At 34.6% G+C, this 25,709-nt stretch carries 27 protein-coding genes and 6 tRNA genes; 12 read left to right on the top strand and 21 right to left on the bottom strand.

Going from position 1 to position 25,709, the window contains the following annotated elements; genetic code table 11:
• The first annotated feature begins 56 nt into the window (after positions 1 to 56).
• Positions 57 to 743 (top strand): uracil-DNA glycosylase, encoded by a 687-nt coding sequence (gene ung / locus CAV_RS00405; RefSeq protein ID WP_094324547.1) that lies wholly within the window; start codon positions 57 to 59, stop codon positions 741 to 743.
• On the opposite strand, the gene CAV_RS00400 is transcribed toward ung, so the two are convergent.
• The 9 genes from CAV_RS00400 to CAV_RS00360 all read right to left on the bottom strand — a co-directional run bounded on the left by CAV_RS00400 (position 736) and on the right by CAV_RS00360 (position 3,850).
• Positions 736 to 2,370, bottom strand: a complete 1,635-nt coding sequence (locus CAV_RS00400; RefSeq protein ID WP_094324546.1) for a multidrug ABC transporter permease/ATP-binding protein — start codon at positions 2,368 to 2,370, stop codon at positions 736 to 738. The two genes, ung and CAV_RS00400, sit on opposite strands and share 8 nt — an antisense overlap.
• Positions 2,371 to 2,500: 130 nt before the next feature.
• Positions 2,501 to 2,713, bottom strand: coding sequence for a hypothetical protein (locus CAV_RS00395; protein WP_094324545.1), 213 nt, complete (start codon positions 2,711 to 2,713; stop codon positions 2,501 to 2,503).
• Positions 2,695 to 3,012 carry a sulfotransferase family 2 domain-containing protein gene (locus tag CAV_RS09170; protein ID WP_094324544.1) on the bottom strand — a complete coding sequence of 106 codons (318 nt, stop codon included), beginning with the start codon at positions 3,010 to 3,012 and terminating at the stop codon, positions 2,695 to 2,697. Before CAV_RS09170 ends, CAV_RS00395 begins: the two co-directional genes overlap by 19 nt.
• Before the next feature lie 35 nt (positions 3,013 to 3,047).
• On the bottom strand, positions 3,048 to 3,362 hold the full coding sequence (locus CAV_RS09165) for a sulfotransferase family 2 domain-containing protein (protein WP_094324543.1): 315 nt from the start codon (positions 3,360 to 3,362) through the stop codon (positions 3,048 to 3,050).
• A gap of 59 nt (positions 3,363 to 3,421) precedes the next feature.
• Positions 3,422 to 3,506: transfer RNA gene (locus tag CAV_RS00380), tRNA-Leu, on the bottom strand.
• 5 nt (positions 3,507 to 3,511) lie between these two features.
• Positions 3,512 to 3,588: transfer RNA gene (locus CAV_RS00375), tRNA-Arg, on the bottom strand.
• Between the two features lie 15 nt (positions 3,589 to 3,603).
• Positions 3,604 to 3,680: transfer RNA gene (locus tag CAV_RS00370), tRNA-Arg, on the bottom strand.
• A gap of 3 nt (positions 3,681 to 3,683) precedes the next feature.
• Positions 3,684 to 3,760 (bottom strand) — tRNA-His (locus CAV_RS00365).
• Between the two features lie 12 nt (positions 3,761 to 3,772).
• Positions 3,773 to 3,850: transfer RNA gene (locus CAV_RS00360), tRNA-Pro, on the bottom strand.
• A gap of 179 nt (positions 3,851 to 4,029) precedes the next feature.
• Here CAV_RS00360 and CAV_RS00355 point away from each other — a divergent pair.
• The 3 genes from CAV_RS00355 (at position 4,030) to CAV_RS00345 (ending at position 5,079) form a co-directional block, all read left to right on the top strand.
• Positions 4,030 to 4,374 (top strand): DUF2325 domain-containing protein, encoded by a 345-nt coding sequence (locus tag CAV_RS00355; protein ID WP_094324542.1) that lies wholly within the window; start codon positions 4,030 to 4,032, stop codon positions 4,372 to 4,374.
• A gap of 110 nt (positions 4,375 to 4,484) precedes the next feature.
• Complete coding sequence (gene fldA, locus CAV_RS00350; protein ID WP_094324541.1) at positions 4,485 to 4,976, top strand: flavodoxin FldA; 492 nt, start codon at positions 4,485 to 4,487, stop codon at positions 4,974 to 4,976.
• A 27-nt stretch (positions 4,977 to 5,003) separates the two neighbouring features.
• Positions 5,004 to 5,079, top strand: a tRNA-Val gene (locus tag CAV_RS00345).
• Here the strand turns inward: CAV_RS00345 and recO are convergent.
• Positions 5,080 to 5,697, bottom strand: a complete 618-nt coding sequence (gene recO / locus CAV_RS00340) for a recombination protein RecO (protein ID WP_094324540.1) — start codon at positions 5,695 to 5,697, stop codon at positions 5,080 to 5,082.
• On the bottom strand, positions 5,697 to 6,704 hold the full coding sequence (gene obgE / locus CAV_RS00335; RefSeq protein WP_094324539.1) for a GTPase ObgE: 1,008 nt from the start codon (positions 6,702 to 6,704) through the stop codon (positions 5,697 to 5,699). The genes recO and obgE overlap by 1 nt, the downstream gene beginning before the upstream one ends.
• Positions 6,705 to 6,773: 69 nt before the next feature.
• Here obgE and argC point away from each other — a divergent pair, with 69 nt between their 5' ends.
• The gene (gene argC / locus CAV_RS00330; protein ID WP_094324538.1) at positions 6,774 to 7,814 is read left to right on the top strand and encodes an N-acetyl-gamma-glutamyl-phosphate reductase; all 1,041 of its coding nucleotides are present in this window, start codon (positions 6,774 to 6,776) and stop codon (positions 7,812 to 7,814) included.
• A 13-nt stretch (positions 7,815 to 7,827) separates the two neighbouring features.
• A complete protein-coding gene (locus tag CAV_RS00325; RefSeq protein WP_094324537.1) occupies positions 7,828 to 8,274 on the top strand; it encodes a GNAT family N-acetyltransferase in 447 nt (148 codons plus the stop codon).
• A gap of 2 nt (positions 8,275 to 8,276) precedes the next feature.
• Here CAV_RS00325 and queC read toward each other — a convergent pair whose 3' ends face one another.
• Positions 8,277 to 8,942 (bottom strand): 7-cyano-7-deazaguanine synthase QueC, encoded by a 666-nt coding sequence (gene queC, locus CAV_RS00320; RefSeq protein WP_094324536.1) that lies wholly within the window; start codon positions 8,940 to 8,942, stop codon positions 8,277 to 8,279.
• Positions 8,943 to 8,994: 52 nt separating this feature from the next.
• On the opposite strand from queC, the gene ybeY reads away from it, so the two are divergent.
• A complete protein-coding gene (ybeY, locus tag CAV_RS00315; RefSeq protein ID WP_094324535.1) occupies positions 8,995 to 9,396 on the top strand; it encodes an rRNA maturation RNase YbeY in 402 nt (133 codons plus the stop codon).
• On the opposite strand, the gene CAV_RS00310 is transcribed toward ybeY, so the two are convergent.
• Complete coding sequence (locus CAV_RS00310) at positions 9,374 to 10,024, bottom strand: hypothetical protein (RefSeq protein WP_094324534.1); 651 nt, start codon at positions 10,022 to 10,024, stop codon at positions 9,374 to 9,376. The genes ybeY and CAV_RS00310 overlap by 23 nt on opposite strands.
• On the bottom strand, positions 10,025 to 11,833 hold the full coding sequence (typA, locus tag CAV_RS00305) for a translational GTPase TypA (protein ID WP_094324533.1): 1,809 nt from the start codon (positions 11,831 to 11,833) through the stop codon (positions 10,025 to 10,027).
• 129 nt (positions 11,834 to 11,962) lie between these two features.
• Between typA and CAV_RS00300 the strand changes: the two genes are divergently transcribed.
• Genes CAV_RS00300 through CAV_RS00285 form a run of 4 tightly spaced genes read left to right on the top strand, consistent with a single transcriptional unit; the run spans position 11,963 to position 16,840 of the window.
• Positions 11,963 to 12,301: a hypothetical protein gene (locus CAV_RS00300; RefSeq protein ID WP_094324532.1), complete on the top strand. Its 339-nt coding sequence runs from the start codon at positions 11,963 to 11,965 to the stop codon at positions 12,299 to 12,301.
• A gap of 9 nt (positions 12,302 to 12,310) precedes the next feature.
• Complete coding sequence (locus tag CAV_RS00295; protein WP_094324531.1) at positions 12,311 to 14,392, top strand: flagellar hook-length control protein FliK; 2,082 nt, start codon at positions 12,311 to 12,313, stop codon at positions 14,390 to 14,392.
• 50 nt (positions 14,393 to 14,442) lie between these two features.
• On the top strand, positions 14,443 to 15,192 hold the full coding sequence (locus CAV_RS00290; RefSeq protein WP_094324530.1) for a flagellar basal body rod modification protein: 750 nt from the start codon (positions 14,443 to 14,445) through the stop codon (positions 15,190 to 15,192).
• 10 nt (positions 15,193 to 15,202) lie between these two features.
• Positions 15,203 to 16,840, top strand: a complete 1,638-nt coding sequence (locus tag CAV_RS00285) for a flagellar hook-basal body complex protein (protein ID WP_094324529.1) — start codon at positions 15,203 to 15,205, stop codon at positions 16,838 to 16,840.
• Here the strand turns inward: CAV_RS00285 and CAV_RS00280 are convergent.
• The 7 genes from CAV_RS00280 to CAV_RS00250 form a co-directional block, all read right to left on the bottom strand.
• The gene (locus CAV_RS00280; protein ID WP_094324528.1) at positions 16,837 to 17,262 is read right to left on the bottom strand and encodes a bacteriohemerythrin; all 426 of its coding nucleotides are present in this window, start codon (positions 17,260 to 17,262) and stop codon (positions 16,837 to 16,839) included. The two genes, CAV_RS00285 and CAV_RS00280, sit on opposite strands and share 4 nt — an antisense overlap.
• Positions 17,263 to 17,310: 48 nt before the next feature.
• On the bottom strand, positions 17,311 to 17,904 hold the full coding sequence (locus CAV_RS00275; protein ID WP_094324527.1) for an isochorismatase family protein: 594 nt from the start codon (positions 17,902 to 17,904) through the stop codon (positions 17,311 to 17,313).
• A gap of 63 nt (positions 17,905 to 17,967) precedes the next feature.
• Positions 17,968 to 18,780: an ABC transporter substrate-binding protein gene (locus tag CAV_RS00270; protein WP_094324526.1), complete on the bottom strand. Its 813-nt coding sequence runs from the start codon at positions 18,778 to 18,780 to the stop codon at positions 17,968 to 17,970.
• Positions 18,777 to 19,550, bottom strand: a complete 774-nt coding sequence (locus CAV_RS00265) for an ABC transporter ATP-binding protein (protein ID WP_094324525.1) — start codon at positions 19,548 to 19,550, stop codon at positions 18,777 to 18,779. Before CAV_RS00265 ends, CAV_RS00270 begins: the two co-directional genes overlap by 4 nt.
• On the bottom strand, positions 19,547 to 20,515 hold the full coding sequence (locus tag CAV_RS00260; RefSeq protein ID WP_094324524.1) for a FecCD family ABC transporter permease: 969 nt from the start codon (positions 20,513 to 20,515) through the stop codon (positions 19,547 to 19,549). The genes CAV_RS00265 and CAV_RS00260 overlap by 4 nt, the downstream gene beginning before the upstream one ends.
• Before the next feature lie 8 nt (positions 20,516 to 20,523).
• The gene (locus CAV_RS00255; RefSeq protein WP_094324523.1) at positions 20,524 to 22,506 is read right to left on the bottom strand and encodes a TonB-dependent receptor; all 1,983 of its coding nucleotides are present in this window, start codon (positions 22,504 to 22,506) and stop codon (positions 20,524 to 20,526) included.
• Positions 22,507 to 22,517: 11 nt separating this feature from the next.
• Positions 22,518 to 24,629 (bottom strand): TonB-dependent receptor, encoded by a 2,112-nt coding sequence (locus tag CAV_RS00250; protein WP_094324522.1) that lies wholly within the window; start codon positions 24,627 to 24,629, stop codon positions 22,518 to 22,520.
• 221 nt (positions 24,630 to 24,850) lie between these two features.
• On the opposite strand from CAV_RS00250, the gene CAV_RS00245 reads away from it, so the two are divergent.
• Positions 24,851 to 25,612 carry a HugZ family heme oxygenase gene (locus CAV_RS00245; protein ID WP_094324521.1) on the top strand — a complete coding sequence of 254 codons (762 nt, stop codon included), beginning with the start codon at positions 24,851 to 24,853 and terminating at the stop codon, positions 25,610 to 25,612.
• The last annotated feature ends 97 nt before the right edge of the window (positions 25,613 to 25,709 follow it).

Raw genomic sequence — 25,709 nt, 5'->3', positions numbered from 1 at the left:
ACTTAAAAACCTATTCTAAACAGCTTTTTGGGTAGAATTTACAAGAAAGGATAAAAATGATAAAACTAGAAGATATAAAGATAAATGAGGATTGGAAAAATTTTTTAAAAGATGAGTTTTTAAAGCCTTATTTTGCAAAAATAAAAGAAAATTATATAAAAGAATTAAAACAAGGCAAAAACATCTTCCCTCCCGCAAATTTGGTTTTCAACGCCTTTAATCTATGCCCTTTAAACAAGATTAAAGTTGTACTTTTAGGGCAAGATCCATATCATCAAAAGCATCAAGCCATGGGGCTTTCTTTTTCTGTACCAAAAGATCTTTCAATACCTCCTTCTTTAAGAAATATTTTTAAAGAATTAAAAGATGATTTAAACCTTGATATAGCCAAGAGCGGAGATTTAAGCAAATGGGCTAAAGAAGGCGTTTTGCTCTTAAATTCTATCTTAACTGTTGAGGAGGCTAGGCCGCTGTCTCACGCTAATTTTGGCTGGGAAATTTTTAGCGACGCAGTGATAAAAAAGCTAAGCGATGAAAAGGAACATTTGGTCTTTTTGCTTTGGGGAAATTTCGCTAAAAGTAAAAAAAATTTAATAAACCCAAAAAAACACCTAGTGCTTTTAGCAGCACATCCAAGCCCTCTAGCAAGGGTTGGGTTTTTAGGCTGTAAGCATTTTTCAAAGGCTAATGCTTATTTGATAGAGCACAAGAAAAACCCTATTGATTGGGATTTATCTAAGTAAAATGCTTGATTATATCACTTGCGATTTCTTTTTTATTAACACCTTTTATCTCGCTAATATATCCATCTTGAGCTAGCAAAATTCTATCTGCTGCGTCAAAATAAGTCTCATCGTGACTTATCGTAAGTATGGTTTTGCCTTGCTTTTTAAGTAAAGGCAAAAGCTCTTTATAAAAAAATCTCCTAAACACAGGATCTTGATCTGCTGCAAATTCATCAAAAATCAACACATCTCTTTCTTCTAGCAAACAAATCAACATCGCAAGACGTTTTTTCTGCCCGCTAGAAAGCTTAGTATCCGTTAATTCTGCGTCTTTTACCTTAATTTTATTTTCTAACTCAAGTATTTTAAGATAATGCTTTATATCTTTTTCATCAGCGCAAACGCCGTTTTTTATGGTTTGAGTAAAAAGATGAAATTCGCTAAAAATCGCTGATATAAGTGCCCTGTAAGCATAGACATTATCATCATCTATCTTGTGCTCATCTAAATACAGCTCCCCGCTCTTAGCTTTTATCAAGGCCGAAAAAAGCAAGGAAAAGGTTGATTTGCCGCTGCCGTTTTTTCCTATTAAAAATATCAATTCTCCTTTGTGAATGTCCAAAGTTGTGGGCTTTAAGGAAAAATTGCCGTAAGAAAAGGCCAAATTTTTAAAGCTAATTTTGCTCCACTTACTAAAGGGTTTTGCGATATGAAAGCTATCATCATACGAATTTAGCTCTAAATTACTTATCTTATCAAGCGCAATCTTAGCCGTTAAAAGCGTAGGCACAGAAGAAAGCAAAGAAAGTAGGGGTGCTCTTAAGAAAAATATAGCCAAGGCTATGGTTGTGGCGTTTTCTATGCTTGTTAGCTTAAAATTTAAGGCTAAGAAAAATTCAAAGCCAACAAGGGATAAAAAGCTTATATTTGTGAAATTGCTTGAAATGCTGTGCATTAAATTTGCTCTTATATTGCTAAATCTTTTGCTAGAAGCTGCTTTTTCAAAGTATTTTTCATAATACAGCTTCGCTCTGTGCGAATTTAAGCTTAAATTCTTGTGCCCGTCTATTATGTTTTGATATGAATTTTGCAAGGCATCATCGCTATTTCTTGATAGTTTAAAATACCTGTGTATTTTACTAGCTAAAATATAATTTATAAAAGCTGTTATCGCAAAAAACACCAAACACAGCAAAAAAATTTCTCTTGATAGATAAAAGATATAGGCTAAAAGTGCTATAAATAAAATGCTTGCTTGTAAAAAATCAGGCACTCTAAGCAGGGCAAAGGATATAGAGCGAACATCAGAGCTAAGAGAGGCTAAGAGCTTGGCTTTTCCTATCTTTTCTATCTGCAAGATGTTGGTGTCTAAAATTTGCTTTACTACTTTTCTTTGCATTTTAAAGATGAAATTTTGTCCAAAAACAGATAAAGCAAATTCCACGCACACGGACGATAAGAACAGGGCAAGAAGCAAGAGGATGAAATAAAAAAGTAAAGAAATATGAAAACCTTGCAATTTGAGCAAATAATTATTTATAAAAGATAAAAGCCAAATGCTAAAAAAAGAGGATAAGGATGAAAAAAATACGAACAGTGTTATTTTTACTTTATTTTCTTTGATAATTTTTAAAATAAAATCCATAAGCAAGACTCTAAATGATATTTTTTATCAATTATATGAAAAAATAGTAAATTTAAAGCCGTTTAAACTTTACATCCAAGAAAATTTATTTTAAAAATTTAAGCTTAATTTCTTTTTTAAAAACTCATTTTCAAGCTCTTTTTTTTCTTAACTTTTCTTCTAAAATTTGCATTTTTAGCTTAAATTCATAGCCTTTATAATGCGATAAATCTTGCTCTAAAGCTTTGATTTTTTGCTCTAAACTTTCTTTTTGGCTATTTAAGTGCTTAAGTTCAAAGCTTAAATTTGAGTTTTTATTGTATAAATTTTTGATTTGCCTTAAATTTAGCAAATTATTATCCAAGATTTTTTATCCTTATTTTTTAGGCTTTTCTCAAAGCTAGAAAAGTCCTTTTCATCATAATCAAAAAGCTCAAAATCATCTTTATAAAGCTCTTTTACCACAGCAAAAGCCGTCTTATCATAGTATTTTTCAAAACTTAAATGCTTGCTTTTATTTGCCTTGCTTAAGCTTTCTTTTCTGTTTAAAATTCTTAAAAGTTTAGAAAAATCCTCCTCTAAATTCTCAAATTTCCCAAGAAAATCCACCAAGACATTTTTATCCTCATCGCAAACATAAATATACTGTGGCACAAAGTGCATCCAAGCTAAAATTTTTTCCTTGAAAGCATCATTTTTTAATGCAAAATAAAAGATTTAAAATCAGCACAGTCCTTTAAATGCTCATCAGCAAAGTTTTTATCTATAGCATTTCCGCCACCTTGCTTAAGATAATGAAAGGCAGAAACCATCCTATCAAAAGGATTTATAACAAAGGCAAAAGAAAAATAACTATGAAATTTCTCCTCATCAACTCTCACATAATCAAGAGCCTTTCTATGCCCCACAAGCCAATGCTCAGTCTTAAATATCGCTCTTTCTACGCTTGTGCCTGCGGTTTTTGGGATGTGTATAAAGATACAAGAAAATTCATCATGAAAGCTTTGAAACATATTTTTTCTTTTTTGTTTTAATTTTTACAAAAAAAACGAATTGTTAATAAATAAAGAAGTGGTGCGGATGAAAGGACTTGAACCTTCACGCATTGCTGCACCAGATCCTAAGTCTGGCGTGTCTGCCAATTTCACCACATCCGCATAAGTGGTACGCTCAAGAGGATTCGAACCTCTGACCTACGGCTTAGAAGGCCGTTGCTCTATCCAGCTGAGCTATGAGCGCTCAAACAATGTAAAATGGTGCGCCCGATAGGAGTCGAACCCATAACCTACAGATCCGAAGTCTGTTGCTCTATCCAGTTGAGCTACGAGCGCGACTGGGGTGAGTGATGGGAATCGAACCCACGACCCTCAGGACCACAATCTGATGCTCTAACCGACTGAGCTACACTCACCATTTTAAAAAATGGTCGGGGTGAAAAGATTCGAACTTTCGACCCCCTGGTCCCAAACCAGGTGCGCTAACCAGACTGCGCTACACCCCGAAGTTGCAAACTGTAAAAAAAGAAACATGGATTATACAGCAAAAGAAATTAAAAGTCAAGAAATATAAAACAGTTTAAAAAAGTTAAAAACTAAAAATTAAAATTTTAATAATTATTTTCAAAATAAATTTAGTTTTTTATATTATAATAACCATTATTAAAATCGTTAAGGAGAAAAAATGCAAGTATTGGTAATAGGCGCTGATGAAATAACTCCTATAAAAGCAGTTCTTAAGGATTTGGGTGCTGAAAATATCGAGCATTGGGACGCTAGAAACGAAAATAGAGTCAATAAAAAGCCCATACCAAAGAATGTTGAGTGTATAGTTATGCTAACTAGCTTTTTAAATCACAACACCATGAAAAAGATTAAAAGCGAGGCTAAAAAAAGAAAGATAGCCTTAGTATGTGCCAAAAGAAGCGTATCTTGCGTTTATGCTGAGTATTGTAAAGTGTTTAAGCTACACTCAAATTTCAACTGTAACGAGTGCGTTCAAAAGCACTGCACTAACCAAAGCTTTTAAATCAAATGGCTAAATTTTGGTGTAAAAAATTTCGCATAAATAAAAAATATTATCTAAACTGTGCTAGAATTTAGGCTTTAAATTAAGAAAATTTCAAAAAGGAGAAGTAAATGTCTGTTGCGGTAATTTACGGAAGTTCTATGGGAAACACAGAAGGTGCGGCAAATTTAATAGCTGAAAAGCTTGGGGTTTCTGATGTATTAAATATATCTGATATAGACGCTGCTAAGATTAATTCTTATGACAAGCTAATAGTTGGCTCATCTACTTGGGGAAGCGGTGATTTGCAAGATGATTGGGATGCTTTTGATTTCTCAGGCTTAAAGCTTGACGGCAAGACTGTAGCTGTATTTGGCATGGGAGATAGCGAATCATACTCTGATACATACTGCAATGCTATGGGTAAATTAGCTGAAAAATTACAAGCTGCTGGCGCTAAACTAGTAGGCCAAGTTTCAACTGATGGCTATAGCTATGAAAGCAGCGAAGCTGTAGTTGATGGCAAATTTGTAGGACTTGCCCTAGACAATGACAATCAAGAAGATTTGACAGAGGAAAGAATTTCTAACTGGGTAGAGCAAATCAAAGCCGATTTTAACTAAAAATAAGCTAGGTTTAACCTAGCTTTTGGTTCCGTAACTCAGTTGGTAGAGTGTCACCTTGACATGGTGGAAGTCGTTGGTTCGAGCCCAATCGGAACCACCATTAAAAACCTTCCTTTATAATCTTATACATATCGCTTACTTCATTATCATCAAAGATAGACGAGTTTTTGTTTTGATAAAAGTGCTTTAATTTATCTTGTGCTACCTCATATACAAAGGCGCAATCCTTGTGTGCTGGCAAAAAAGCCCTTACCAAGCCTATATTTTCATTATCTATAAGTTCATCGCAAACAAAACATCTAAATTTTGTATGCAAACGCCCCTCAAAGCTTAAAAGTTCAAGATAAGCATCTAAAATAACACGCTTTGAATTCTGCCTAGCAAACCTTTTTGCACTTTCGTTTAAAAGCTCAAAATAAAAGCTATCGCACTCCTCAATATCTTTTAAATGTCTATAAAAAAGCCTTATAAATTCTTGCCAAATAAGCATTTTCTCTCTATTTAAAATCCACTCAAAACCAAGGTGCATAGTATCTTTAAGCCTTGGCAAGAAAGACATGTGCTCTTCTAAAGCAAAATCTATCTTGTAGCCGCTTAATATACTAGAATGCCTAAGCCCGTAAAAACGGTATGCCTTTAAAAGCTTGTTTTTGCTTAGAATATATACTATCAAATCCTCATCACGCACCCTTTGCGTGTGCAAGATATAGCCTTGCATTAAGCCTTAAGCTCCTTGTAAAGCTTAAATTTCAGCTCTGTTAAACTATCTTGTTTTAAAGAAGAAATCAAACTCACAAACCTAGCCTCACCCAAAACACCCTCAAGCTCCCTTTCTTCCTCATCAAATTTAGCTTTAAAATACTCATCTTCAAGTAAATCAGTCTTTGATAAAAGCACAGCAAAGCTCTTTTTAGCCAAAACAGCAGAAAAATTTTGCAGCTCTTTTTGTAGGGTTTGAAACTGGGTTTTAAGGCTCATCTCTCTGCTTATATCTAGCAAAAAAAGCAAGAAATTTGTTCTTTCTATATGCTTTAAAAACTTTAGTCCAAGCCCCTTGCCTACACTAGCTCCTTCTATAATGCCTGGTATATCAGCCATCACAAAGCTATCATACTCATCAACCTTTACCAAACCAAGTTTTGGAGTAAGAGTTGTAAACTCATAATTAGCTATCTCAGGCCTTGCGTTAGATAAAACTGAAATAAGCGTGGATTTACCAACATTTGGAAAGCCAACAAGCCCAACATCTGCGATGAGCTTTAGCTCTAAATTTACAGTTTTTTTAAGCCCTTTTTTGCCCTGCTGTGCGTATTGTGGAACTTGATTTGTAGGGCTTTTAAAGTATGTATTTCCTTTACCGCCTATCCCTCCTTTTAAAAAGAGCTCTTTTTGTCCCTCGACCTGCAAATCAAGCAAAAGTTCCTTAGTTTCGCTGTCTATCACCTGGGTTCCGGCCGGAACTCTTAGCTCTAAATCCTCTCCTTTTTTGCCACTTTTGTTTCGTTTTTGCCCATCTACCCCGTTACTAGCCTTAAATTCTTTCTTTCCTTTGAAGTGCAAAAGCGTATGCAAGTTATTATCACAAACAAAATAAACATCGCCGCCATCGCCGCCATCGCCGCCATCAGGACCGCCCAAAAGCACATGTTTTTCTCTACGAAAACTAACGGCTCCCTTGCCGCCGTCTCCAGAGGCTATATTCAGTTTTACACTATCTATAAACAAGATTTATCCTTAGTTACTTTAAAAATGTATTATAATACAAATTTCACAAATGAATTTTAAGAGGTAAAGATGTCAAAAATAAAGCTTGGGGTGCTAGGTTCAAATGGCTATGTGGGTTATGAGTTAGTAAGGCTTTTGCTAAATCACGAAGCAGTGGAGATAAAATACCTAAGCTCAAGAACACATAAGGGTAAAAAATACTACGAGCTTTATCCAAATTTATACGGCAAGATAGATTTAGAATTTGAGGATGTAAATTTAGAAAAATGCAAGGAGCTTGACCTGCTTTTTTGCGCCACTCCTCAGGGCTTTTGTGCAAGTATAATTAACGAAAATTTGCTTAAAAGTACAAAAATAATAGATTTAAGTGCTGATTTTAGGATAAAAAATGCAAAAGTATATGAGCAGTACTACAAGATAGAGCACAAAGCAAAAGACTTTTTAAACGAGGCCGTGTATGGTTTGTGCGAAATTCATAGAAACGAGATAAAAAAAGCTAGATTGATAGCAAATCCAGGCTGCTACACCACCTGTTCCATACTAAGTCTTTATCCTTTAGTAAAGGAAAATTTGATTGATAAAGACTTCATCATAATAGACGCAAAAAGTGGCACAAGCGGTGCTGGAAAGGAAGCAAAGCTTGATTCCTTATTTTGCGAGGTAAATGAAAATATCAAAGCTTACGGCTTAAAAACACATCGTCACACACCAGAGATAGAGCAAGAGCTTTCTTTGGCCTTAAATGATGAAGTAGTGCTTCAATTCACCCCTCATCTAATACCTATGCAAAGGGGAATTTTAAGCACTTCTTATGTAAGACTTAAAGAAAAGTTAAGTGAAGAGGAAGTAAGAGCGATATATGAAAAATACTATAAAGATGAGCATTTTATAAGATTGCTTCCAAAAGACATCTTGCCTCAAAGCAAATTTGTAAGAGGCAGCAACTATGTAGATATCAACATCAGCCTTGATACAAGAACTAATAATTTGCTTGTTTTAGCCTCTCTTGACAATCTAATCAAAGGTGCGGCAGGGCAAGCCATACAAAACATGAATATACTTTTTAATCTTGACGAAAAGACAGGATTACAAGGGCTAGCAGAAATTTAAAGAAGGAAAAATTATGATAATTAGAGCTATGCAAAAAGATGATTACGACGGCGTTTATGAGCTTTGGTCTAAGATTAAGGGTTTTGGGATACGAAGCATAGACGATAGCAAGGAAAATATACACAGTTTCATAGATAGAAATCCAAATTTAAGCGCAGTTGCAGAGCATAACGGCTTGATAGTTGGCAGTATTTTATGCGGGCATGATGGCAGAACGGGTAGTTTTTATCATGTCTGCGTTGATGAGGATTACAGAAAACAAGGCATAGCGCATAAGATGAGCAAATTCTGCCTTGAAGCACTGAAAAATGAAAAAATCAACAAAATAGCCCTCATAGCCTTTAAAAATAACGACCTAGGAAATACCTTTTGGTCACATTATGGCTTTTGCTTAAGGGAGGACGCAAACTACTATGATTTATCACTTAATGAGCTAAATTTAACGAATTTTAACGAGTAAAATTACACATACTCTATCTCATCTTTTAAATTAGCCTCTTTAAAGCCCCTTAGCCTAAGCAAGCAGCTATCGCAGTGCCCGCAGGCCTTGTCATTTCTTTCATAGCAAGAATATGTAAGGTGCAAAGGCACGCCCTCTTTGTGAGCTAAAAGCACAACATCTTTTTTGCTTAAATTTATAAGCGGTGTTTGTATGCTAAGCTTTATTTTTGTTGCTCTCCCTTCGTTTATAAAATCCTCAGCCTTTGTTATAAAAGCTTGAGAGCAGTCAGCATAGCCGCTATTATCCTCTTGCAAAACGCCTATAAATATGGCTTCGCACTCCTCTTTTTCAGCCACGGCAGCAGCTATGCTAAGAAAAATTCCATTTCTAAACGGCACATAGGTATTTGGCGTGTCGTATTTGTTTAGTTCATCTTTTGGAATTTGCAAATTCTCATCTGTTAAAGAATTTGCACCTATGCACTTTATAAAGCTAGTATCAAAAACATATCTTGAAACAACACCCAAATCATCGCAAATTTGCTTAAAGCAAAGCTCTTCTCTTTGCTCTGTTCTTTGCCCGTAATTAAAATGCAAGGCTACTATCTCATAGCCATTTTTTCTTGCTAAATACGCACACAAAGTGCTGTCCATGCCACCGCTGATTATGCACAAGGCTTTTTTCATTTTCTTTCCTTAACTATAATAAAAGCTAATTTTAACCAAAAAAGGCATATTTATGATACTTTGCGAAAGAAATTTTAAGCTTTTAGATGAGATAGCAAAAAGTCTTAGTTCCAGGGATATAGAATTAATCTTTGTAGATGATGAGCAAATGAAAGAGCTAAATTTAAAGCATAGAAACATAGACAAAATCACAGATGTGCTTTCTTTTCCCTTAGAAAATGTGCCAAATGCGATACTAGGAAGCATAGTGATAAATGAGGATGAAGCACAAAGAATGGCCACTAAGCTAAATCACAGCTTAGAAGATGAGTATGCCTTGCTTTTCATACATGCTTTGTTGCATTTGCTAGGCTTTGACCACGAAACAGACGGCGGGCAAATGAGGCAAAAAGAAGCAGAACTTATAAGCAAATTTAAGCTGCCAACAAGTCTTATTGTGAGGAATGAGGGCTAAACAAGGCTTTTATTTTGTCTAAATTTTCTTGCATAATTTTTAAGTTTTTTTCAACGCTAAGCTTTAAATCTGCAAAAAATGGGTTTCTAAGAGTAGAAATTAATATCCACTTATCCCCGCAGCAAAGGTGATTTGTGTCAAATTTTTTCACCTTTATTTTTGTAAAAATTTGCTCTAAATCTTGGTTTAATTCTTTATTTACATCTTTTTGGGATTTTATAAAAATTCCGCAAAACGCCCTTTTTACCTCATCTTTAAAAAAAACATCATAAACTGTAAAATGCTTAAACTCAAAGCTATTTAAAGACTTAAAATCATTAAAATTAAGAGAGCTTAAAGTTGCAAAGTCCTTTTCTTTTATGCCTAAAGATTTAAATTTGGCATGATTTTGCCTCAAAAAAAGCCTGGTAATTTCAAGCTCAAGCATGGATTTTTTTTGCAACAAAGTTTTGCTTGTAAGCCTAAAAAACAAAATTCCCACAAAAACAGCAAGCACTATGCAAATAATCAAATCCTTAGTAAGCACAAAGGCTAAAAAAGCCACGATAAAAGCTTCTATTATGCTTAAAATTCTTAAAATTCCAAGTCTTTTTAGTATAAAAAGTCTATTGTCTTCTAATTCTTGCATTTAAGAATTTTGCCTTTGCATTCTTTTTCTTTGGTTTGGATCAAGGTATTTTTTCCTAACTCTTACATTTAGCGGAGTTACCTCTACAAGCTCATCTTCTTCTATCCATTCTAAGGCTCTTTCAAGGCTTAGCTTTCTAGGAGGCACAAGTTTTATAGCATCATCGCTTCCGCTGGCTCTAACATTTGTTAGGTTTTTGCCCTTTATAGGATTTACATCCAAATCATTTGGACGCGAATGCTCTCCTATTATCATACCCACATAAACCTTAGTTTGAGGCTCTATAAAAAGCACTCCTCTATCTTGCAAGTTAAAAAGAGAGTATCCCAAAGCCACTCCATCTTCCATAGATATTAAAGCACCATTGCCTCTTTTTTCAACCGCTCCGCTAAAAGGACGAAATTCTAAAAAGCTATGATTCATCACGCCCTCGCCCTTTGTATCGGTTAGAAACTGACTTCTAAAGCCTATTAAAGATCTTGCTGGAATTTCAAATTCAAGCCTAGTTTGCCCATCTGCAGTTGGGACCATAGTTTTCATCTCAGCCTTTCTTTTGCCAAGCTTTTCTATAACAGCACCGCTAAATTCGTCAGGCACATCTATAACTAGGTGCTCAAAAGGCTCTGTCTTTACTCCGTTTTCTACCTTTATGATGACCTCAGGCCTCCCCATACAAAACTCAAAGCCCTCTCTTCTCATATTTTCAGCTAAGATTGTTATTTGAAGCTCTCCACGTCCACTTACCTTAAATTTGCCCTCTCCTATATTTTCATACTTCATGGCTATATTTGTCTTCATTTCAGCTTCTAATCTCTCGGCTATTTTATTTGCCGTTACATGCTTACCTTCCGTGCCCGCTAATTTGCCGTCATTTACTGAAAAAACTATGCTTAAGGTAGGCTCTTCTATGTGTAAAGGATCAAGTGGCAAAGGATTGTTAAGATCAACTATGCTATCTCCCACATCAAGAGTTTCAAAACCAGCAATAGCGACTATATCTCCGCAACTTGCTTCTTCTATATCCATCTTTTCAAGCCCTAAAAAGCCAATTAGCTTTGAAACCCTGCCATTTACCTTTTCGCCATCAGCCTTTGCTAGTAAGACAGTTTCATTTTTCCTAACCTTACCATTAAAAATTCTAGCAATGCCAATCTTGCCCACAAAATTATCATAGCCAAGGGTGAAAACTTGTAGCTGTAAAGGATTTTCTGCCTTGCCACTTGGTGCTGGAACTCTGTCTATAATGGTTTGAAAAAGCGGCTTCATATCCTTGTTTTCATCATCTAAATTTAGCTTTGCGTAGCCATTTTTAGCAGCCGCATAAACAACAGCAAAGTCAAGTTGCTCATCATTTGCTTCTAAGGCAACAAAAAGGTCAAAAATTTCATTTATAACTCTGTCAGGCTCGGCTGCTGGCTTGTCTATTTTATTTATCACAACTATGGGTTTTAAGCCCAAAGACAGGGCTTTTTTAACCACAAATTTAGTTTGGGGCATAACGCCTTCTTGAGCATCAACTAAGAGCAAGACCCCATCTACCATTTTTAAAACACGTTCAACCTCGCCACCAAAATCAGCGTGTCCGGGAGTGTCTATGATGTTTATCTTATAGCCTTCGTATTTTATGGCAGTATTTTTTGAAAGTATGGTTATGCCTCTTTCCTTTTCTATATCATTGCTATCCATAACTCTTTCAGCGATTTGCTCTCTTTGAGAAAAGGTTCCTGATTGCTTTAAAAGCTCATCTACAAGCGTAGTTTTTCCGTGATCAACGTGAGCGATAACAGCTATATTTCTAATGTTTTCCAAGATTTAGCTCCCAATTTATTAAATTTAAAAGCAAAAGTATATTAAAAAAAACTTTAAAAGCAAAATATAAAATTTGGAACATTTGTTGCTTTTAGATTGCAAACACAATTTTAGATTAAAGGATAAAAGATGTCAAAACCAGTTAGGGATGAAGTTTTTGAACTACTTAAGGGTGAAATAGTAGAAAGCAAAATGCAAAAAAAAGATGAATTTTTTATGCAAATTTTAGCCCTTTTAGAGAATTTAAAACAAGGTAATAATGCTAAGTTATTTAGAATTTCAAGCGAATTATCAGAACTTTTAAGCGATGAAAAGGCATTTAAGAAAATAGAAAAAGCAAGAAATTTAGAAGAGCTTTTATGTGTCTTAGACGAGCTTAATAAAAACAATAAAATGCTAAAAATTTATTCTACTGATAATTTAAAGCTTGATTTTCCAACCTTGGCAAAGAAAGAATTTTTACAATAAGGACAAAGCATGCAAGGACTTGCTACACAAGCTAATTTCTTAGATCTTAACGCAGTAGCCAAAGTAGAAGGCATTGAGACTAAGATAGATGTTGACTTAGAGTCTAGTACCTCTGGCGATAATGGCTTTTTATCAAGCTTGTTAAACGCCATTGATGAAACAAACAAGTTCTTGCCAGATAGATTAAAAATAAGCGATAAAGAAATCATGCAAGAAGCTATAGCGCAGCTTCAAAGCGGTTCGCCTTTGTTAAGTGCGGGCTTAGAGCAAGATGAGAAAATGTCGATTTTTGAATCCTTAAGCTTTATGGAAGTTTTGGGAATTTTAGAAAAATTACAAATCAAAAGCTTTGATGTAAAGCTTGCAAACCTCTCAAACCAAAGCCAAGAGCTAATTAAAACCCAAAGCAATCTTAATGCCTTAAAAGACGCTAAAAGCCTAGATGAGCTTTTTAAGATAGCAAATGATTTAAATTTAAATGTCTCTAAGATAAAGGTAGATAGGTTGCTTGATTTAAAAAACACCTTTCCAAATTTAGATAAGGCAAATTTCTTTACAAGCTCGGTAGAAAGCGTGTTTAAAGACTTTTTAAATAATAAAATTTCAAATATACTAGATAAGGTAGAAAAAAAGGATAACACCCAATCCTCCATACTAAGCTCCTTGCTAAATAACAAAAACATAACAAAAGATAGTAAAAACAAAGACGCTTTAACGCAGCTTTTAAAAACAGTAAATCACACAGAAAAGACTGCTAACAAAGTGGATAAAAAAGAAAGCAAAGACACAGCAAACAAAGAAAATGACGATGTTTTAAACATCAAAACACAGAGCAAAGATGTAAAAATCGAAGCTTTAAACGAGGAAGTTACTAAAATAAAAGAAGAAGTTAGCAAGGTAACACCAACACAAAAAGATGAAAAAATCATAAGCAAAGAGCTAGTTAGGGATGATAAAAACATCAAAAGTGCTGATTTTGAGACTAAAAAACAAAATTTAAACCCTTTAGAGCCTGATACAACACAAAGCAAAGACACAAAAACAAATGAGATAAAAACCGATACAAAAGAGCTAAATTTTACGCACAGTAAAGAACAAACCCAAACCCAAACTACGACAAACACACAAAACACAACAAACAGCATAACAAACAAAGAAATGCCAAAAAAAGATTTTGTAGCTCAAAATGAGATAAAAACAGATAACACAAAGGAAAGTGAAAATTTAAGCAAAAATCAAAGCCAAGAAAGCAAGCCAACAAGTAAGTTGGAAAGCAACGAGGTCTTAAAACAAACAACTGAGCCACAAAGCAAACAAAATCAAGATAATAAAATAAATTTAGAAAATACACAAAATAAAACAGTAGAAAAAAATCCTACAAAAAGTGCTGAAAACCTAACTATAAGCACTCCTTTAAGAGATGAAAATTTGCCTAATGAAAGCAAAAATACAGAAAATTTGGCGCAAAAAACAGTGCAAAATAAAACAGTAAATCTAAACACAGTTTTACAAAATTTGCAAAATACAAATGAAAATAACTCACAAAAGCAAGAACAGAGCAAAAACAGCGAAACTCAACCAACAAAAGATCTTTCTAGCAACCAAACAGTAAGCAAAAACGAAAACACAAACGAACTAAATAATCTTTTAAACAGTCTAAGCAAGGTAAGCGCAAACGAATTAAAATCCAATGCTAACATAAGTACGAGGGAAACTCTTTCTTATTTTTCACAGGATTTAAAAGAGCAAATGCAGCAATTTAAAGCACCAATTACCAGGCTTAACATCACATTAAATCCTTCAAATTTAGGAGAGGTTGAAATAACTCTTATACAAAGAGGAAACAACCTGCACATAAATTTCAACTCAAATCCAAATACTATGAATTTATTTATCCAAAATCAAGCTGAATTTAAAAATTCACTTGTAAATATGGGTTTTACAGGGCTTGAGATGAATTTTAGCGATCAAGGAAAAAAAGAGCAAAGAGAGCAAAATCACAAGTCCAAGCACTCTTATAAATTTGAGGAAAGCACAAGTCAAAGCATTAGTTCTAGCCCTTTGGAATTAATTTTGGCTAAGTATTTTTAATCTTGGAATTAAATTTGCTTTTAATTAAAAAATATTTTAAGGAGTAAGATATGGCGGTATCAGGAATAGCAAGTAACAATAATTTTGCAACAGCAACAAATACTAATACCAAAAACACTACAAACACAAATGATACAGGTGTGTCAGATAGCACAACACAAGGTGCTATGAATGCGATACTTGGTAAAGATGATTTCTTGAAATTACTTTTGATAGAAATGCAGCACCAAGACCCAACCGACCCTATGGATACTGATAAAATGCTTACTCAAACATCACAGCTTGCAGCTCTTGAAATGCAGCAAAATACAAACACAGCTATGCAAAACATGGTTGATACCATGATAACTCTTTCTGAAGTTATGCTAGCAGGACAGAATTTAAGCGCCTTAAATGCCCTAGGCAAAATGGCTGTCATAGAGGATAACTATGTGCCAATGGGAGACTCAGCAGAAAATATCGATATAACGATGTATTTGCCAAAGGATACCAAAGACGGGGCTACCTTTCAGGTATTTGACGCTAATGGCAATGTGGTAAAAAATATAAAAATAGGCAAGGACGATCTAAAACAAGGTGTAAATACCATAACTTGGGACGGAACCGATGATGAGGGAAATTTCGTTGGAAAAGGAAATTACACAGTAAGAGCAAGCTATACAGATGTTGATGGCGGCACTTCAACCTCTTCCTTTGGTGCTTATCCTATAGAATCGATTAAATTTAAGGAAGGAATTCCTTATGCTGTGCTTGCTGGAAAAGAAATTAAATTTGATTTGATAGCCCAAATAACAGCTTAAAGGAGCTAAGATGTTTACGGCTTTTTACAATGGAATTAATGGAGTTAAAGGACAAAGCTTTGGTATAGATACAACATCAAATAATATTTCTAATGTAAATACCCCAGGCTTTAGATACTCCATAACAGAATTTAGCGACATTTTTAATAAAACAGTAAATACTCAAGGCACAAATCCAGCCCAAGTAGGTTTTGGTGCTGTTCAATGGTCTAATAAATTGGTATTTGAGCAGGGCTCTTTTATTGACGGGGGCGGCGAATTTGATGTTGCTTTAGCTGGCAAGGGCTTTTTTGGCGTTACTAGCGGAGATGGGGTGTATTACACCAGAAATGGCTCTTTTATGAGGGACGCAAATGGCAACCTAGTAGATAGTAACGGAAATTATGTGCTAGGCACTATGAATCCAAATTTTACAAACATAACTTATAGCGATAGAGTGTCGCAAATCATGGGTAGCATAAACGGCGAATTTGTTAGCTCAGGATTTACTGTAAATAATCCTAGTGCAAATTTTAGCTTAGATGCAGCCACTAATCAAAGCATTTTATCAGTGCCTACAAATTTATACTATCAGCCTCAAATAACAAATAATGTATCTTTCAAGGGCAACATAAGCTACGATACAAACACAGAATTAGTAGAAGTTGAGTTAGACCCTGAGAATTTCACTATCACAGAGCAAAACGGCAAGATAGTAGTAAGCGGTAGAGTGGGACAAGAGGATGTATTTTCCGCAAAGGCAGGCGAAAGGGTGGTAATAAATTTCACTGACGCAAATGGAGTAAAAGCGAGTGCTGAGGTGCTTTTGGACGAGAATTTAAATTTTCAAACAAATGAGCTAGAATTACAAGGGCTTGATAGAGATAGCTTGCAAATTAGCAGTGCTTCTGTATATACCGAGCAAGAAAGGGCTGATAATCAAACTTTAGCAGCTGAGCTAGTAAATAGCGACGGAACAAGGTCAAAGCTTATCATCACGCTAACAAGGGTTTTGCCGCAGGTTGGAGAGAATTACGAATTTGAAGCAAGTGCACAGATAACTGATTGGGACGGCAATCCTCAAGGCGGTGCTACAAATGGACGCATAGTCTTTAACCAAGCCGGAGCCTTGATAGAAAACACCATAACAGCCATCACAAATCCAAATAACAATAACACCATAAATATAAATTTAGGCTCAACCCTAAATGATACAGTCGGTTCTGGATATGATGGAATTTACATAAGAAAAGACGGCGGTGCAAACCAAGATATAGTTTATACTCAAGATGGTATACCAGAGGGCTTTTTCTCTCAATACGATGTTTTAGAAGATGGTTCTTTGGTGGCACAATTTACAAATGGCAAAACAGCTACAGTTGCAAAACTAGCACTTTACAACTTCATAAACGAACAAGGCTTAGCCTCTGTTGATGGAACAAATTTTGTGCAAACAGGAAATAGCGGCGAGGCTTCGTTTTTATACGATGAGCAGGGAAATTTGATATATACAGCAAGCTTTGTCGGGGATAAATTAGAGGCTTCAAACGCTGATTTAAGTGTGGAGCTTACGAATTTAATAGTTATGCAAAAAGCCTTTGACGCAAGCTCTAAGAGCATAACTACAAGCGATGAGATGATAAGACAGGCGATTAATATGAAAAATTAATCAGGCAGATTGTTTACAAGTTGTTCTTTGTGCCAATCGCCTATGACCATATCTTCCATTAAAATATGCTCTAAAAGCCATTTTTGCATTACAACATATAGTTTTTCTTTTAAATCATTAGTTGTTTTTATGGTGGTTACAATCTTAACCATATCTTCTGTTATGCGGCGGTGAGAAACCTTGTGCTTATCTAAATTTGGGTACGAAATTTCTTGCATGTATTTTTCTTCGTAGGCAAAATGCTCTTTCATATAGTTAAAAAGCTCGGTTAGCATTTCTTTTATCTCATCTTGATACACATTTTCATTTGTAGCTTTTTCAATCCTCAAAGCTATCTCAAATAATTTTTTATGCTGCGCATCTATCATATCATTGCCTATACGGTACTTATCGTCCCAAGTTGGAAGCAAACTTTTTGGCATAACAGCTCCTTTATGAAGTGTAAAATTTTAAACTTTTGCAACTTAAAATCACTTTATAAGCGCTGAAATGCTTTTAAAATTCGCCTCCTTTGCATCAATCATAAGCCCAAATAAAAAGCTTTCTGTGTTGATTATATTTACCCCTTTTTGCCTTAAAAAAGACAGCGCATTATCGTGATTTTCCTTGCTTCTAGAGCCCATGGCATCCTCTATCGCATATAGTTCATATCCGTGTTCTAGGGCATGGATTAAACTTTGTAAAACACAAACATGGCTTTCTATGCCAAATACAATAAGCTTTTTGCAGCCACTTTCTTTGATAACCTTCACAATTTTTTCATCATTAAAGATAGAAAATGAAATTTTTTCCAAACAAAGACACTGCAAGTGCGTATCTTGCTCATCGAAATCTTCAAATTTTGATATCGTCTTAAATTCTATACTGCTGTGGGTGTTGCCTAAACCCTTTGGGTATTGCTCGCTTACAAGGGCTTTTAGCCTAAAAAGCCTAGCCGCTTCTAGCAAGATATTTGCATTTTTTAAAATTATTTCTTTGTTATACATCACGGGCAAAAGCTTTTCTTGTATATCAATACAAATTAGCAAACAGTCCTTACTCTCAAACAGTGCTTGTTTTTGCATACTTAACTCCTTGAATTTTTATAATTATATCTATGTAAGTAAGCAAAATCAAGCAAATTTGTTTTATTGTAAGTTTGATTTCAAAACTTGTTTAAATTCTTTAATTCTATCTACCATAGTAGGCGAAAGTCTTAATAAAGAATGCGTTTTATCGTAAGAAAAAATATGCCCATTTTTATAAGCTTTTGTATTTTGCAAGACTTGATTTTGCTTTATAAGTTCCTTTGAATCTTCAACCGTTATACCAAGTATTATCATATCAGGGTCTTGTTTTAGTATAAATTCGCTACTTATGATAGGTCTTTGAATTTCGCTTTTAACTGTTAAATTTTTAATGCCTAAAATTCTAAGTATATCAGCAACTAAGGAATTATCACTAAAAGCCATTAAAGGATTTGAGGCAAAAAGATATATAGCACTTTTATCAATCGGGTCTTTTTTAAGCTCGTTTAGCTCTTTGTTAAAATTTTCAAGCACTTTCTTAGCTTCTTTTTCTTTCTTTAAAAACCTTGCTATCTCATAGACATTTTTTTCTAAGTCCTTAAGCTCTTGTGCCTTTAAAAAAAGCGTTTTTATACCAAGCTGTTTTAGTCTTGCTTCTAAATTCGTAGAATACGATGAAAGTATGACAAGGCTAGGTTTTAAGGCTACGATTTTTTCAAGTGAAGGGTTTGAAAAAGTACCTACTGAAGTTAGCTTTTTTGTCTCTTGTTCTGGGTAGATGTTTGAATGCTGCAAAGAAGCAATACCTACTATCTCATCACCACTTCCTAGCATATAGATGATTTCTATACTAGCAGGATCAAGCACAACAAGCCTTTCTTTTGCAAATAAAGAACTAGCAACTAAGATTAATAAAATAAAAAATTTTTTCATATCTTCTCCTTTGAAGCTAAAATGTAAGGTTTATCATCTTTATAAATAATTTCACAAGAAAAATCATAAATTTCTTTTAAAATTTCCTTTGTAAAAAGCTCTTTTACGCCGCCTTTGTGCCTTACTTCTCCGTCTTTTAGCAAGATGAGTTTATTACAAAAAAGCGAAGCTAAATTTAAATCATGCAAGATACAAATCACTGTAAGCTTTTTTTGCTTCACAAGCCTTTCGCATAGTGATAAAAGCTCTATGGCGTAGTTTAAATCAAGCGCAGAGGTAGGCTCGTCCAAAAACAAAATTTTAGGATTTTTAAGCAAAGCCCTAGCTAGCAAAACCCTTTGAAATTCGCCCCCACTTAAAGAAAAAACATTTCTATCTAAAAAATTCTCTAACTTAAATTCCTTAGCCCTTAGCAAAATATCATCGATATCTTCCTTGCTATACGATGAAAAGGAGTGTTTTAAGCCAAGGTATTTTCCCATTAAAAGCACATCAATCACCTTTAAAGGCACGAAAAGTTGGGAGCTTTGAGGCACAAAGCCTATTAATTTTGCGTATTCTTTTAAAGAATAGTCCTTTAAATCCTTACCAAGTGCGTAAATTTCGCCTTTTTCGTAAGTTAAACTTTTTATCATGGTTTTAAGCAAGGTGCTTTTGCCACTTCCATTTGGCCCTAAAATTCCTAAAAAATCCCCCTCTTTTATCTCAAGGCTAATATCCTTTAAAATAGGCCTTTCATAAGCAAAGCTAAGGTTTTCAACCCTTATCACATCATCCTCCTTGTCTTTAAGGCAAGGTATAAAAATACCGGTGCGCCAATTAAAGAGGTGATAACTCCAAGCGGAATTTCAACCGGTGCTAAGACAAATCTAGCCAAGGTATCACACAAGAGCAGAAAAAGCCCTCCAAGCAAGGTGCAAAGGGGCAAAACCACCGTATTGCTATAATCTTTCATAATAATCCTTACTAAATGCGGTATTATAAGTCCCACAAAGGCTATAAGTCCTGTAAAAGCTACTCCAAATGAAACAGCTATGGAGGATACGATTAAAAGCATTCTTTTAAGCTTTAGTGCATTGACACCCATGCTTAAAGCCTCCTCATCGCCGCTTAAGATGATATTTAGCTCGTTTTTGTAGTAGTAAAAAAATCCTAGGCAAAAAAGCAAGGCAAGGCTGAGCAAAAAGACTCTAAGATAAGATACAACGCCAAGATAACCCATAAGCCAAGCCGTGATTTTAAAGGACTCCTCGCCTATTACATAGCTTAAAAAGGCACTAATACTACCTAAAAAAGTCGCTGCACTAACACCGATGATTAGCAAGGTAGCAAGTGAAGCCCGCGAGGCTATCTTAAACACAAGCAAGGAAAAAACGCAAGAACAAACAAAGCCTAAAATTCCGTAGTAATAATCAGCCATATCAAGCATAAAAGCTAAGGTAGCTCCAAAAGCCGCAGCTGAAGCTATGCCTATGATGTAAGGGTCTGCTATGGGGTTTGAAAACACGGTTTGTGTGATAGCTCCTGAACTAGCCAAAAGCATGCCAACTAAAATCGCCATTAAAATTCTAGGTGCTCTTATCTCAAAAAGAATTTGCCTACTTAACTCATCGCCATTAAACAAAACCTCAAAGGGATTTAAAAACTCATCTCCCAAGCAAAGGGCAAAAAAAGAGATGAAAACATAAGCAATAAGCGAAAAAATCACAAAGAAAAAAAATCTTTTATTTAACATTCATATCCTTAAAATTTGTATTTAGCCTCTAGGTAGTAAGACCTTGAAGCACCGGGGATGTAATCATCTCTTGCTTTATTTTGATAAGTGAGGTATTTGTTGTCAAAGAGGTTTTTAACCCCTGCAAAAATGTCTAAACCCTTGTTTTTGTAAATCAGACCTATATCGCTTAAAAAATACTCCTTTATCCAAGCATTGCTTTCATCCTTTGCCTTTGAAAAATAGCTCATATCAACAAAGCCTGAAAGATTTTTACTAAAATCGTAATTTATCCCCGCACTTGCTTTATATCTTGAAACAAGGGGAATTCTTTTTCCCTTATCAGCACCTGCTGAAATTTCAGCATTTACAAAACTAAAATTCTCATATAAATAAAAATTCGCAAAATCCTGTCTTAAAAAAAGCTCGACTCCGTATCTTTTAGTCTCATCTATATTTTCAAAACCCCCGTTTGCAACAGTTCCAAAGCTTCTTATCTCATCCTTGCTATTTGTATAAAAAAGGGCTAAATTCACAGCATAAAAGTCAAGTAAATAATCACTAAGTCCAAGCTCGTAAGTATCGTACCTTTGAGACTTTAAATTTGTATTTGAGTAATATACGCCATTTTGCCTTGAGCGGAATTGATAAGGAGTTGGCGAAATAAAGCCTCTTTCATACTTTGCATAAAGCTTGCCTGTGTCTGAATATCTAGCATTAGGGCCTAGCTCAAGGGCGAAATTATCGGTATTTGTATCTATCTTAAAACCACTTTGTGAGCCTGAAAGTGCCTTGTGCGTGTAATTTGCATGCTCATATCTTGCACCTAAAAAAAGAGAGAAAATATCATTTAATTCCTGATAATCAAGTGCGTATAAAGAGTGGCTTTGCTTTTTATCATCTGCTTTTGTAGCACCTATTAGGCTTTGTGAGTTTAAAAAGCCTGAATGCTCCTCAAAAGAATAGCCCAAAACTAGATAAGAATTTTCAAGATAACTTAGCCTTCCCTTTAAATTTGCACCATAAAGTCCATCCTTAAAAAAGCTATCATTTGCATAAATTTGTAAAGCGGCATTTGAGTTTTTTAGCTTTACTTTTTGCACCTGATAAAAGGCTTGTAAATTTACATCTAAAAACTCGTTTGCCTTGATTTTAAGCTCTGCATTAAATTCTGGCTTACTTGAAAGATATGTGGTTTGGGTTTGCGAAGCACCAAATCTATTAGCTTGAAGCTCCTCATAACTAAGGGCGTCATTTAGAGTATTTTCACCTTGATAATAAGAAAAGCCTAAATTTAAGCTTATGTCATCACTAAAGTCAAAATTTAACTTTGAGTTTTGATAAAAGCCTCTTAAAAGGTCTTTTTCTCTGTAACCTTGCTTGTTAAAGCCTTGTATGTTTGAGCTAAAGCTTATGCTATCGTTTAACTTTAAGCCTAAATTTAGCTTCAACTGCGTGTCTAAATTTGCATTTTCATACATGGAGCCTCTAAGGGCTATATCAGCTGCATTTTGCTTTCTTTTTTTAGTAATGATATTTATAACACCGCCTCTTGTGCCGTTTCCATAAAGCACAGCACCGCCTCCGGGGATTATCTCAATCCTTTCTATATCATCTATGCTTATGCTATCAAGAGGCGATATAGAAGTTCCAGCAGCGTGCAGCCTGCTTTCATCAAGCACATTTGTAGGGATATTATCTATCATTACCTTAACAGCTGAATTTGCACTTGCACCTTGTCCTCTCATATCTACAACTCTTGAGGCATTGCCATTTACGCCCAAAGATATGAAAGAAAGTCCTACTACTCTTTGCAAGGCTTGTTCTAAGGAAGTAAAGCCTTTGCTTGCTAAGTCCTTTCCTTGTAAGACCAAAACAGTTCTTAAATTCGAATCAGCATCTTGCTCAAAGCCGCTTGCTGAGATAACTACCTCATCAAGCTCTGCTTTTTGCATAGAATTGGCGAGTAAGCAAGTAGCTAAGCTTGAGAGTAAAACAGTTTTTTTAAGCATTATCACCTTCCTTAATATGTATATCTAAGCGAGAGATAATAGCTCCTGCCATCGCCTGCTAGGTATTGATTAGCGCTTGAGTTTTGATAGGTGTAATACTGCTTATCAAAGATATTGCGAATACCTGCTAAAAGTGAAAAACTTTTATAATCATAAGAAAAACCTATATCTGTTAAGAAATAATCCTTCATCCAAGCATTTGCTGTCATCTTGCCTGTATTTGCATCAACTACACCACTATCCTTTGCCCTTGAAAAATAAGTTAAATCTATAAAGCTTGAGAAATTTTTATTAAAAGCATATTCAAGCCCAGCTGTTGTTTTTACACGAGAGACATAAGGTATGAGTTTGCCATCGTTTATGCCATCTGTAATCTTTGCGTCTATATAACTTAAACTTTGATAGGTTCTTATACTATCATCTAAAAAGCTTTGATTGAGATTTATCTCCGCTCCAAATCTCCTTGTTTGGCTGATATTATAATAATGCCAAAAACTTCCTCCTATGGCATGCGGGTCGCCTAGATAAGAAATCTCATCTTTGCTTTGTGTGTAAAAAAGCGAAACTTGCCATTGATGAAAATCCCACCAAAAGTCCTTTATGCCTATTTCAAAGGTATTGTATTTTTCTGGATTTAATTTGGAGGTATAGTATCCTAAATTTTGGTCTCTGCTTACAAGCTGTGCTGGTGTAGGGCTTACAAAGGAGCTTTCAAATTTAGCATAGATTGAGCCTGTGTCTGAGTAAGAAAAATTTGGCGTTATCTCAAAGGCGTAGTTTGTGGTGGATTTATCATCTATGCTAAATAAAGTTGTCTCATCTGTTGTACTACCTGGTAGCGGAAAATTCATTTGCATTTGGTTTCTATAAATTCTATCACCTGTGTATCTTGCATACTCCATTCTAGCTCCGCCTGAAATGGAAAAATAGTCATTAAAACTGTGATTTTCTAGGAAAAAGATAGAATGACTTTGCTTATTCATATCCAAATCTGTAGTCATAGTATGATAAGGTATTATAACAGGCACAGAGTAGTGCACTATGGATAGCCTCTTAGCATCGTGGTATGCAAAATCATAGCCTAAGATAAAATAAGACTTATCCATATAATTAAATTTAGTCTTTAAATTTGCACCACTTAAGGCATCTTCAAAGCCAGAACCGTCTTGATAAGCCGTAACCGTCATACCTTGCATAGTATAAGGCAGTCTATCCTTTAAATACTCTATCTTTTGTTGTTGATGATAAGCTAATAAATTTAGCTCAAAAAAATCGCTGAATTTGTGGTTTAAATCTAAGCTAAATTCTGGTCTTGTAATCTTTGTAATATTTTCAGAGCTTCCTCTTTGTCTAGGATTATTTTCAATCTGTTCCTTTGTAAGATAGCCAGATGAAGTATTTTTGCTTTGAAAATAAGAGAAATTTAAATTCATATCAGTATCATCGCCAAGACTAAATAAGGCTTTAGCATCGCCAAAAAATCCCTTTTGAGAATAGCCCTCTTGATAGCCTTGTTTATTAAAGCCATTTAGGCTGAAATTCAAGGATACATTATCATTTATATACTTATCAACTCTAGCATTTACATCGCCAAAAACACCCTTTTTATCATATCCTCCACCCTTTAAGGCTAGGGAGTAATTATCGCTTTTGCGTTTTTTTGTTATGATATTAATCACACCGCCTCTTGTGCCGTTTCCATAAAGCACAGAGCCGCCACCGGGGATTATCTCTATACGTTCAACATCATCTAAATTTATGCTATTAAGAGGGGTTACACCATGGCTATTATCAAGCACATTTATAGCCCTATTATCAACCATAACCTTTACAGCAACATTACTTTTATCGCCTTGTCCTCTTAAGTCTATATTGCGTCCAAGCCCAAAATTCACAAAAGAAACTCCAGAAATTCGCTCAAGTGCTTGTTCTAAAGATGTGTAAGCTCTTTTATTTAACTCATCTGCATTAATTACTAATACATTCCTTAAATTTGAATCCGCACTTTGCTCAAAGCCACTTGCCGAGATAACTACCTCTGTAAGCTCTGCTTTTTGTATTTCATTTGCAAAAACTGTTGCTGAACTTAAAAGAGCTAAGAATGCTATTCTTGAAGCTTTCATTAAAAATCCTCCTTATTTTAAATATCTTTGATTTATGATAATATATATCATTAAAAATTAAGATAAAAATTTATGATAATTATTATTAAAATAAAATAAATTTTATATGATTTCTATTTTTAGAGATAAATTGCACAGATAGCTTTACAAAAATTCACTTTAAGTCTAATTTAATATGATAGATATTATTATTTTTATAAATTTTTTTACAAAGGAAAAAGATGAGTTTTGAATCTGTTATTTCTCATATGAACTCTCACCACAAAGAGAATTTGGTGGATTTATGCAAGAAATTTGGTGGCATTAAAGAGCCTAAAAATGTATCTTTGAAGGGTGTTGATTACGAGGGACTTGATATAGAATACAATGATAAAGAAATCTTAAGAGTTGACTTTCCTAAAAAATGCGATGAAAGCACCTTAAAAAACGCTATTATCGAACTTTGCCAAGGTGCAAAACCTAAGCCTGATTTAGCTACTATAAAACAAGAATTACTTGATTTTAAGAAAGAATTTGGCTCTGTGTGTATGGCAACTGTAAGCAAAGAAGGCGAGGTTGTTTGTTCTTACGCACCTATTATACAGTGCGAGGCTGGGGATTTTATTTATATCAGTAGCGTTGCAGAGCATTTTGCAAATATTAAAAACAATCCAAACAATGTAGAAGTGATGTTCTTAGAAGATGAAAGCAAGGCGGCATCTGTCATAGTTAGAAAAAGATTAAGATATAAAAGTGAGCTTGAATTTGTAAGTAGAGATGATGCACTATTTGATAAAGTTTATGATGAATTTGAAAAACAAAGAGGAAGTGGCGGCGGAATCAAAACCATAAGAGGAATGCTTGATTTTCATTTGATAAAACTTTCTTACAAACAAGGTCGCTTTGTAAAAGGTTTTGGTCAAGCTTATGATATAGATGAAAAAGGCGAACTATCTTTTGCTGGAGCCGGTGGTATGCCGCATAAATTCCCGCACAAAAAATAGTTCTTGATGTATTTTGTAACAATTTGTAATATTTTATAAATAAATATACAATATAAAAAAACTTAGAATTAATTTTTGTGTTATCATAGTATAAATT

The organism is Campylobacter avium LMG 24591 (genome assembly GCF_002238335.1).
Classification (GTDB): Bacteria; Campylobacterota; Campylobacteria; order Campylobacterales; family Campylobacteraceae; genus Campylobacter_D; species Campylobacter_D avium.
The sequence above is the reverse complement of the archived record's forward strand: the minus strand, read 5'-3'. Positions and strand labels throughout refer to the sequence as shown.

What these genes read in the sequence shown, in the direction of transcription:
- ung (WP_094324547.1), top strand. Translation starts at nt 57, where the DNA reads ATGATAAAACTAGAAGATATAAAGATAAATGAGGATTGGAAAAATTTT.
- CAV_RS00270 (WP_094324526.1), bottom strand. Translation starts at nt 18,780, where the DNA reads ATGAAAAAATTTTTTATTTTATTAATCTTAGTTGCTAGTTCTTTATTT.
- CAV_RS00355 (WP_094324542.1), top strand. Translation starts at nt 4,030, where the DNA reads ATGCAAGTATTGGTAATAGGCGCTGATGAAATAACTCCTATAAAAGCA.
- CAV_RS00275 (WP_094324527.1), bottom strand. Translation starts at nt 17,904, where the DNA reads ATGCAAAAACAAGCACTGTTTGAGAGTAAGGACTGTTTGCTAATTTGT.
- ybeY (WP_094324535.1), top strand. Translation starts at nt 8,995, where the DNA reads ATGATACTTTGCGAAAGAAATTTTAAGCTTTTAGATGAGATAGCAAAA.
- fldA (WP_094324541.1), top strand. Translation starts at nt 4,485, where the DNA reads ATGTCTGTTGCGGTAATTTACGGAAGTTCTATGGGAAACACAGAAGGT.
- CAV_RS00285 (WP_094324529.1), top strand. Translation starts at nt 15,203, where the DNA reads ATGTTTACGGCTTTTTACAATGGAATTAATGGAGTTAAAGGACAAAGC.
- argC (WP_094324538.1), top strand. Translation starts at nt 6,774, where the DNA reads ATGTCAAAAATAAAGCTTGGGGTGCTAGGTTCAAATGGCTATGTGGGT.
- CAV_RS09165 (WP_094324543.1), bottom strand. Translation starts at nt 3,362, where the DNA reads ATGTTTCAAAGCTTTCATGATGAATTTTCTTGTATCTTTATACACATC.
- CAV_RS00325 (WP_094324537.1), top strand. Translation starts at nt 7,828, where the DNA reads ATGATAATTAGAGCTATGCAAAAAGATGATTACGACGGCGTTTATGAG.
- CAV_RS00280 (WP_094324528.1), bottom strand. Translation starts at nt 17,262, where the DNA reads ATGCCAAAAAGTTTGCTTCCAACTTGGGACGATAAGTACCGTATAGGC.
- recO (WP_094324540.1), bottom strand. Translation starts at nt 5,697, where the DNA reads ATGCAAGGCTATATCTTGCACACGCAAAGGGTGCGTGATGAGGATTTG.
- CAV_RS00295 (WP_094324531.1), top strand. Translation starts at nt 12,311, where the DNA reads ATGCAAGGACTTGCTACACAAGCTAATTTCTTAGATCTTAACGCAGTA.
- queC (WP_094324536.1), bottom strand. Translation starts at nt 8,942, where the DNA reads ATGAAAAAAGCCTTGTGCATAATCAGCGGTGGCATGGACAGCACTTTG.
- CAV_RS00290 (WP_094324530.1), top strand. Translation starts at nt 14,443, where the DNA reads ATGGCGGTATCAGGAATAGCAAGTAACAATAATTTTGCAACAGCAACA.
- CAV_RS00310 (WP_094324534.1), bottom strand. Translation starts at nt 10,024, where the DNA reads ATGCAAGAATTAGAAGACAATAGACTTTTTATACTAAAAAGACTTGGA.
- CAV_RS00245 (WP_094324521.1), top strand. Translation starts at nt 24,851, where the DNA reads ATGAGTTTTGAATCTGTTATTTCTCATATGAACTCTCACCACAAAGAG.
- CAV_RS00255 (WP_094324523.1), bottom strand. Translation starts at nt 22,506, where the DNA reads ATGCTTAAAAAAACTGTTTTACTCTCAAGCTTAGCTACTTGCTTACTC.
- CAV_RS00400 (WP_094324546.1), bottom strand. Translation starts at nt 2,370, where the DNA reads ATGGATTTTATTTTAAAAATTATCAAAGAAAATAAAGTAAAAATAACA.
- CAV_RS00260 (WP_094324524.1), bottom strand. Translation starts at nt 20,515, where the DNA reads ATGTTAAATAAAAGATTTTTTTTCTTTGTGATTTTTTCGCTTATTGCT.
- CAV_RS00250 (WP_094324522.1), bottom strand. Translation starts at nt 24,629, where the DNA reads ATGAAAGCTTCAAGAATAGCATTCTTAGCTCTTTTAAGTTCAGCAACA.
- CAV_RS00300 (WP_094324532.1), top strand. Translation starts at nt 11,963, where the DNA reads ATGTCAAAACCAGTTAGGGATGAAGTTTTTGAACTACTTAAGGGTGAA.
- CAV_RS09170 (WP_094324544.1), bottom strand. Translation starts at nt 3,012, where the DNA reads ATGCACTTTGTGCCACAGTATATTTATGTTTGCGATGAGGATAAAAAT.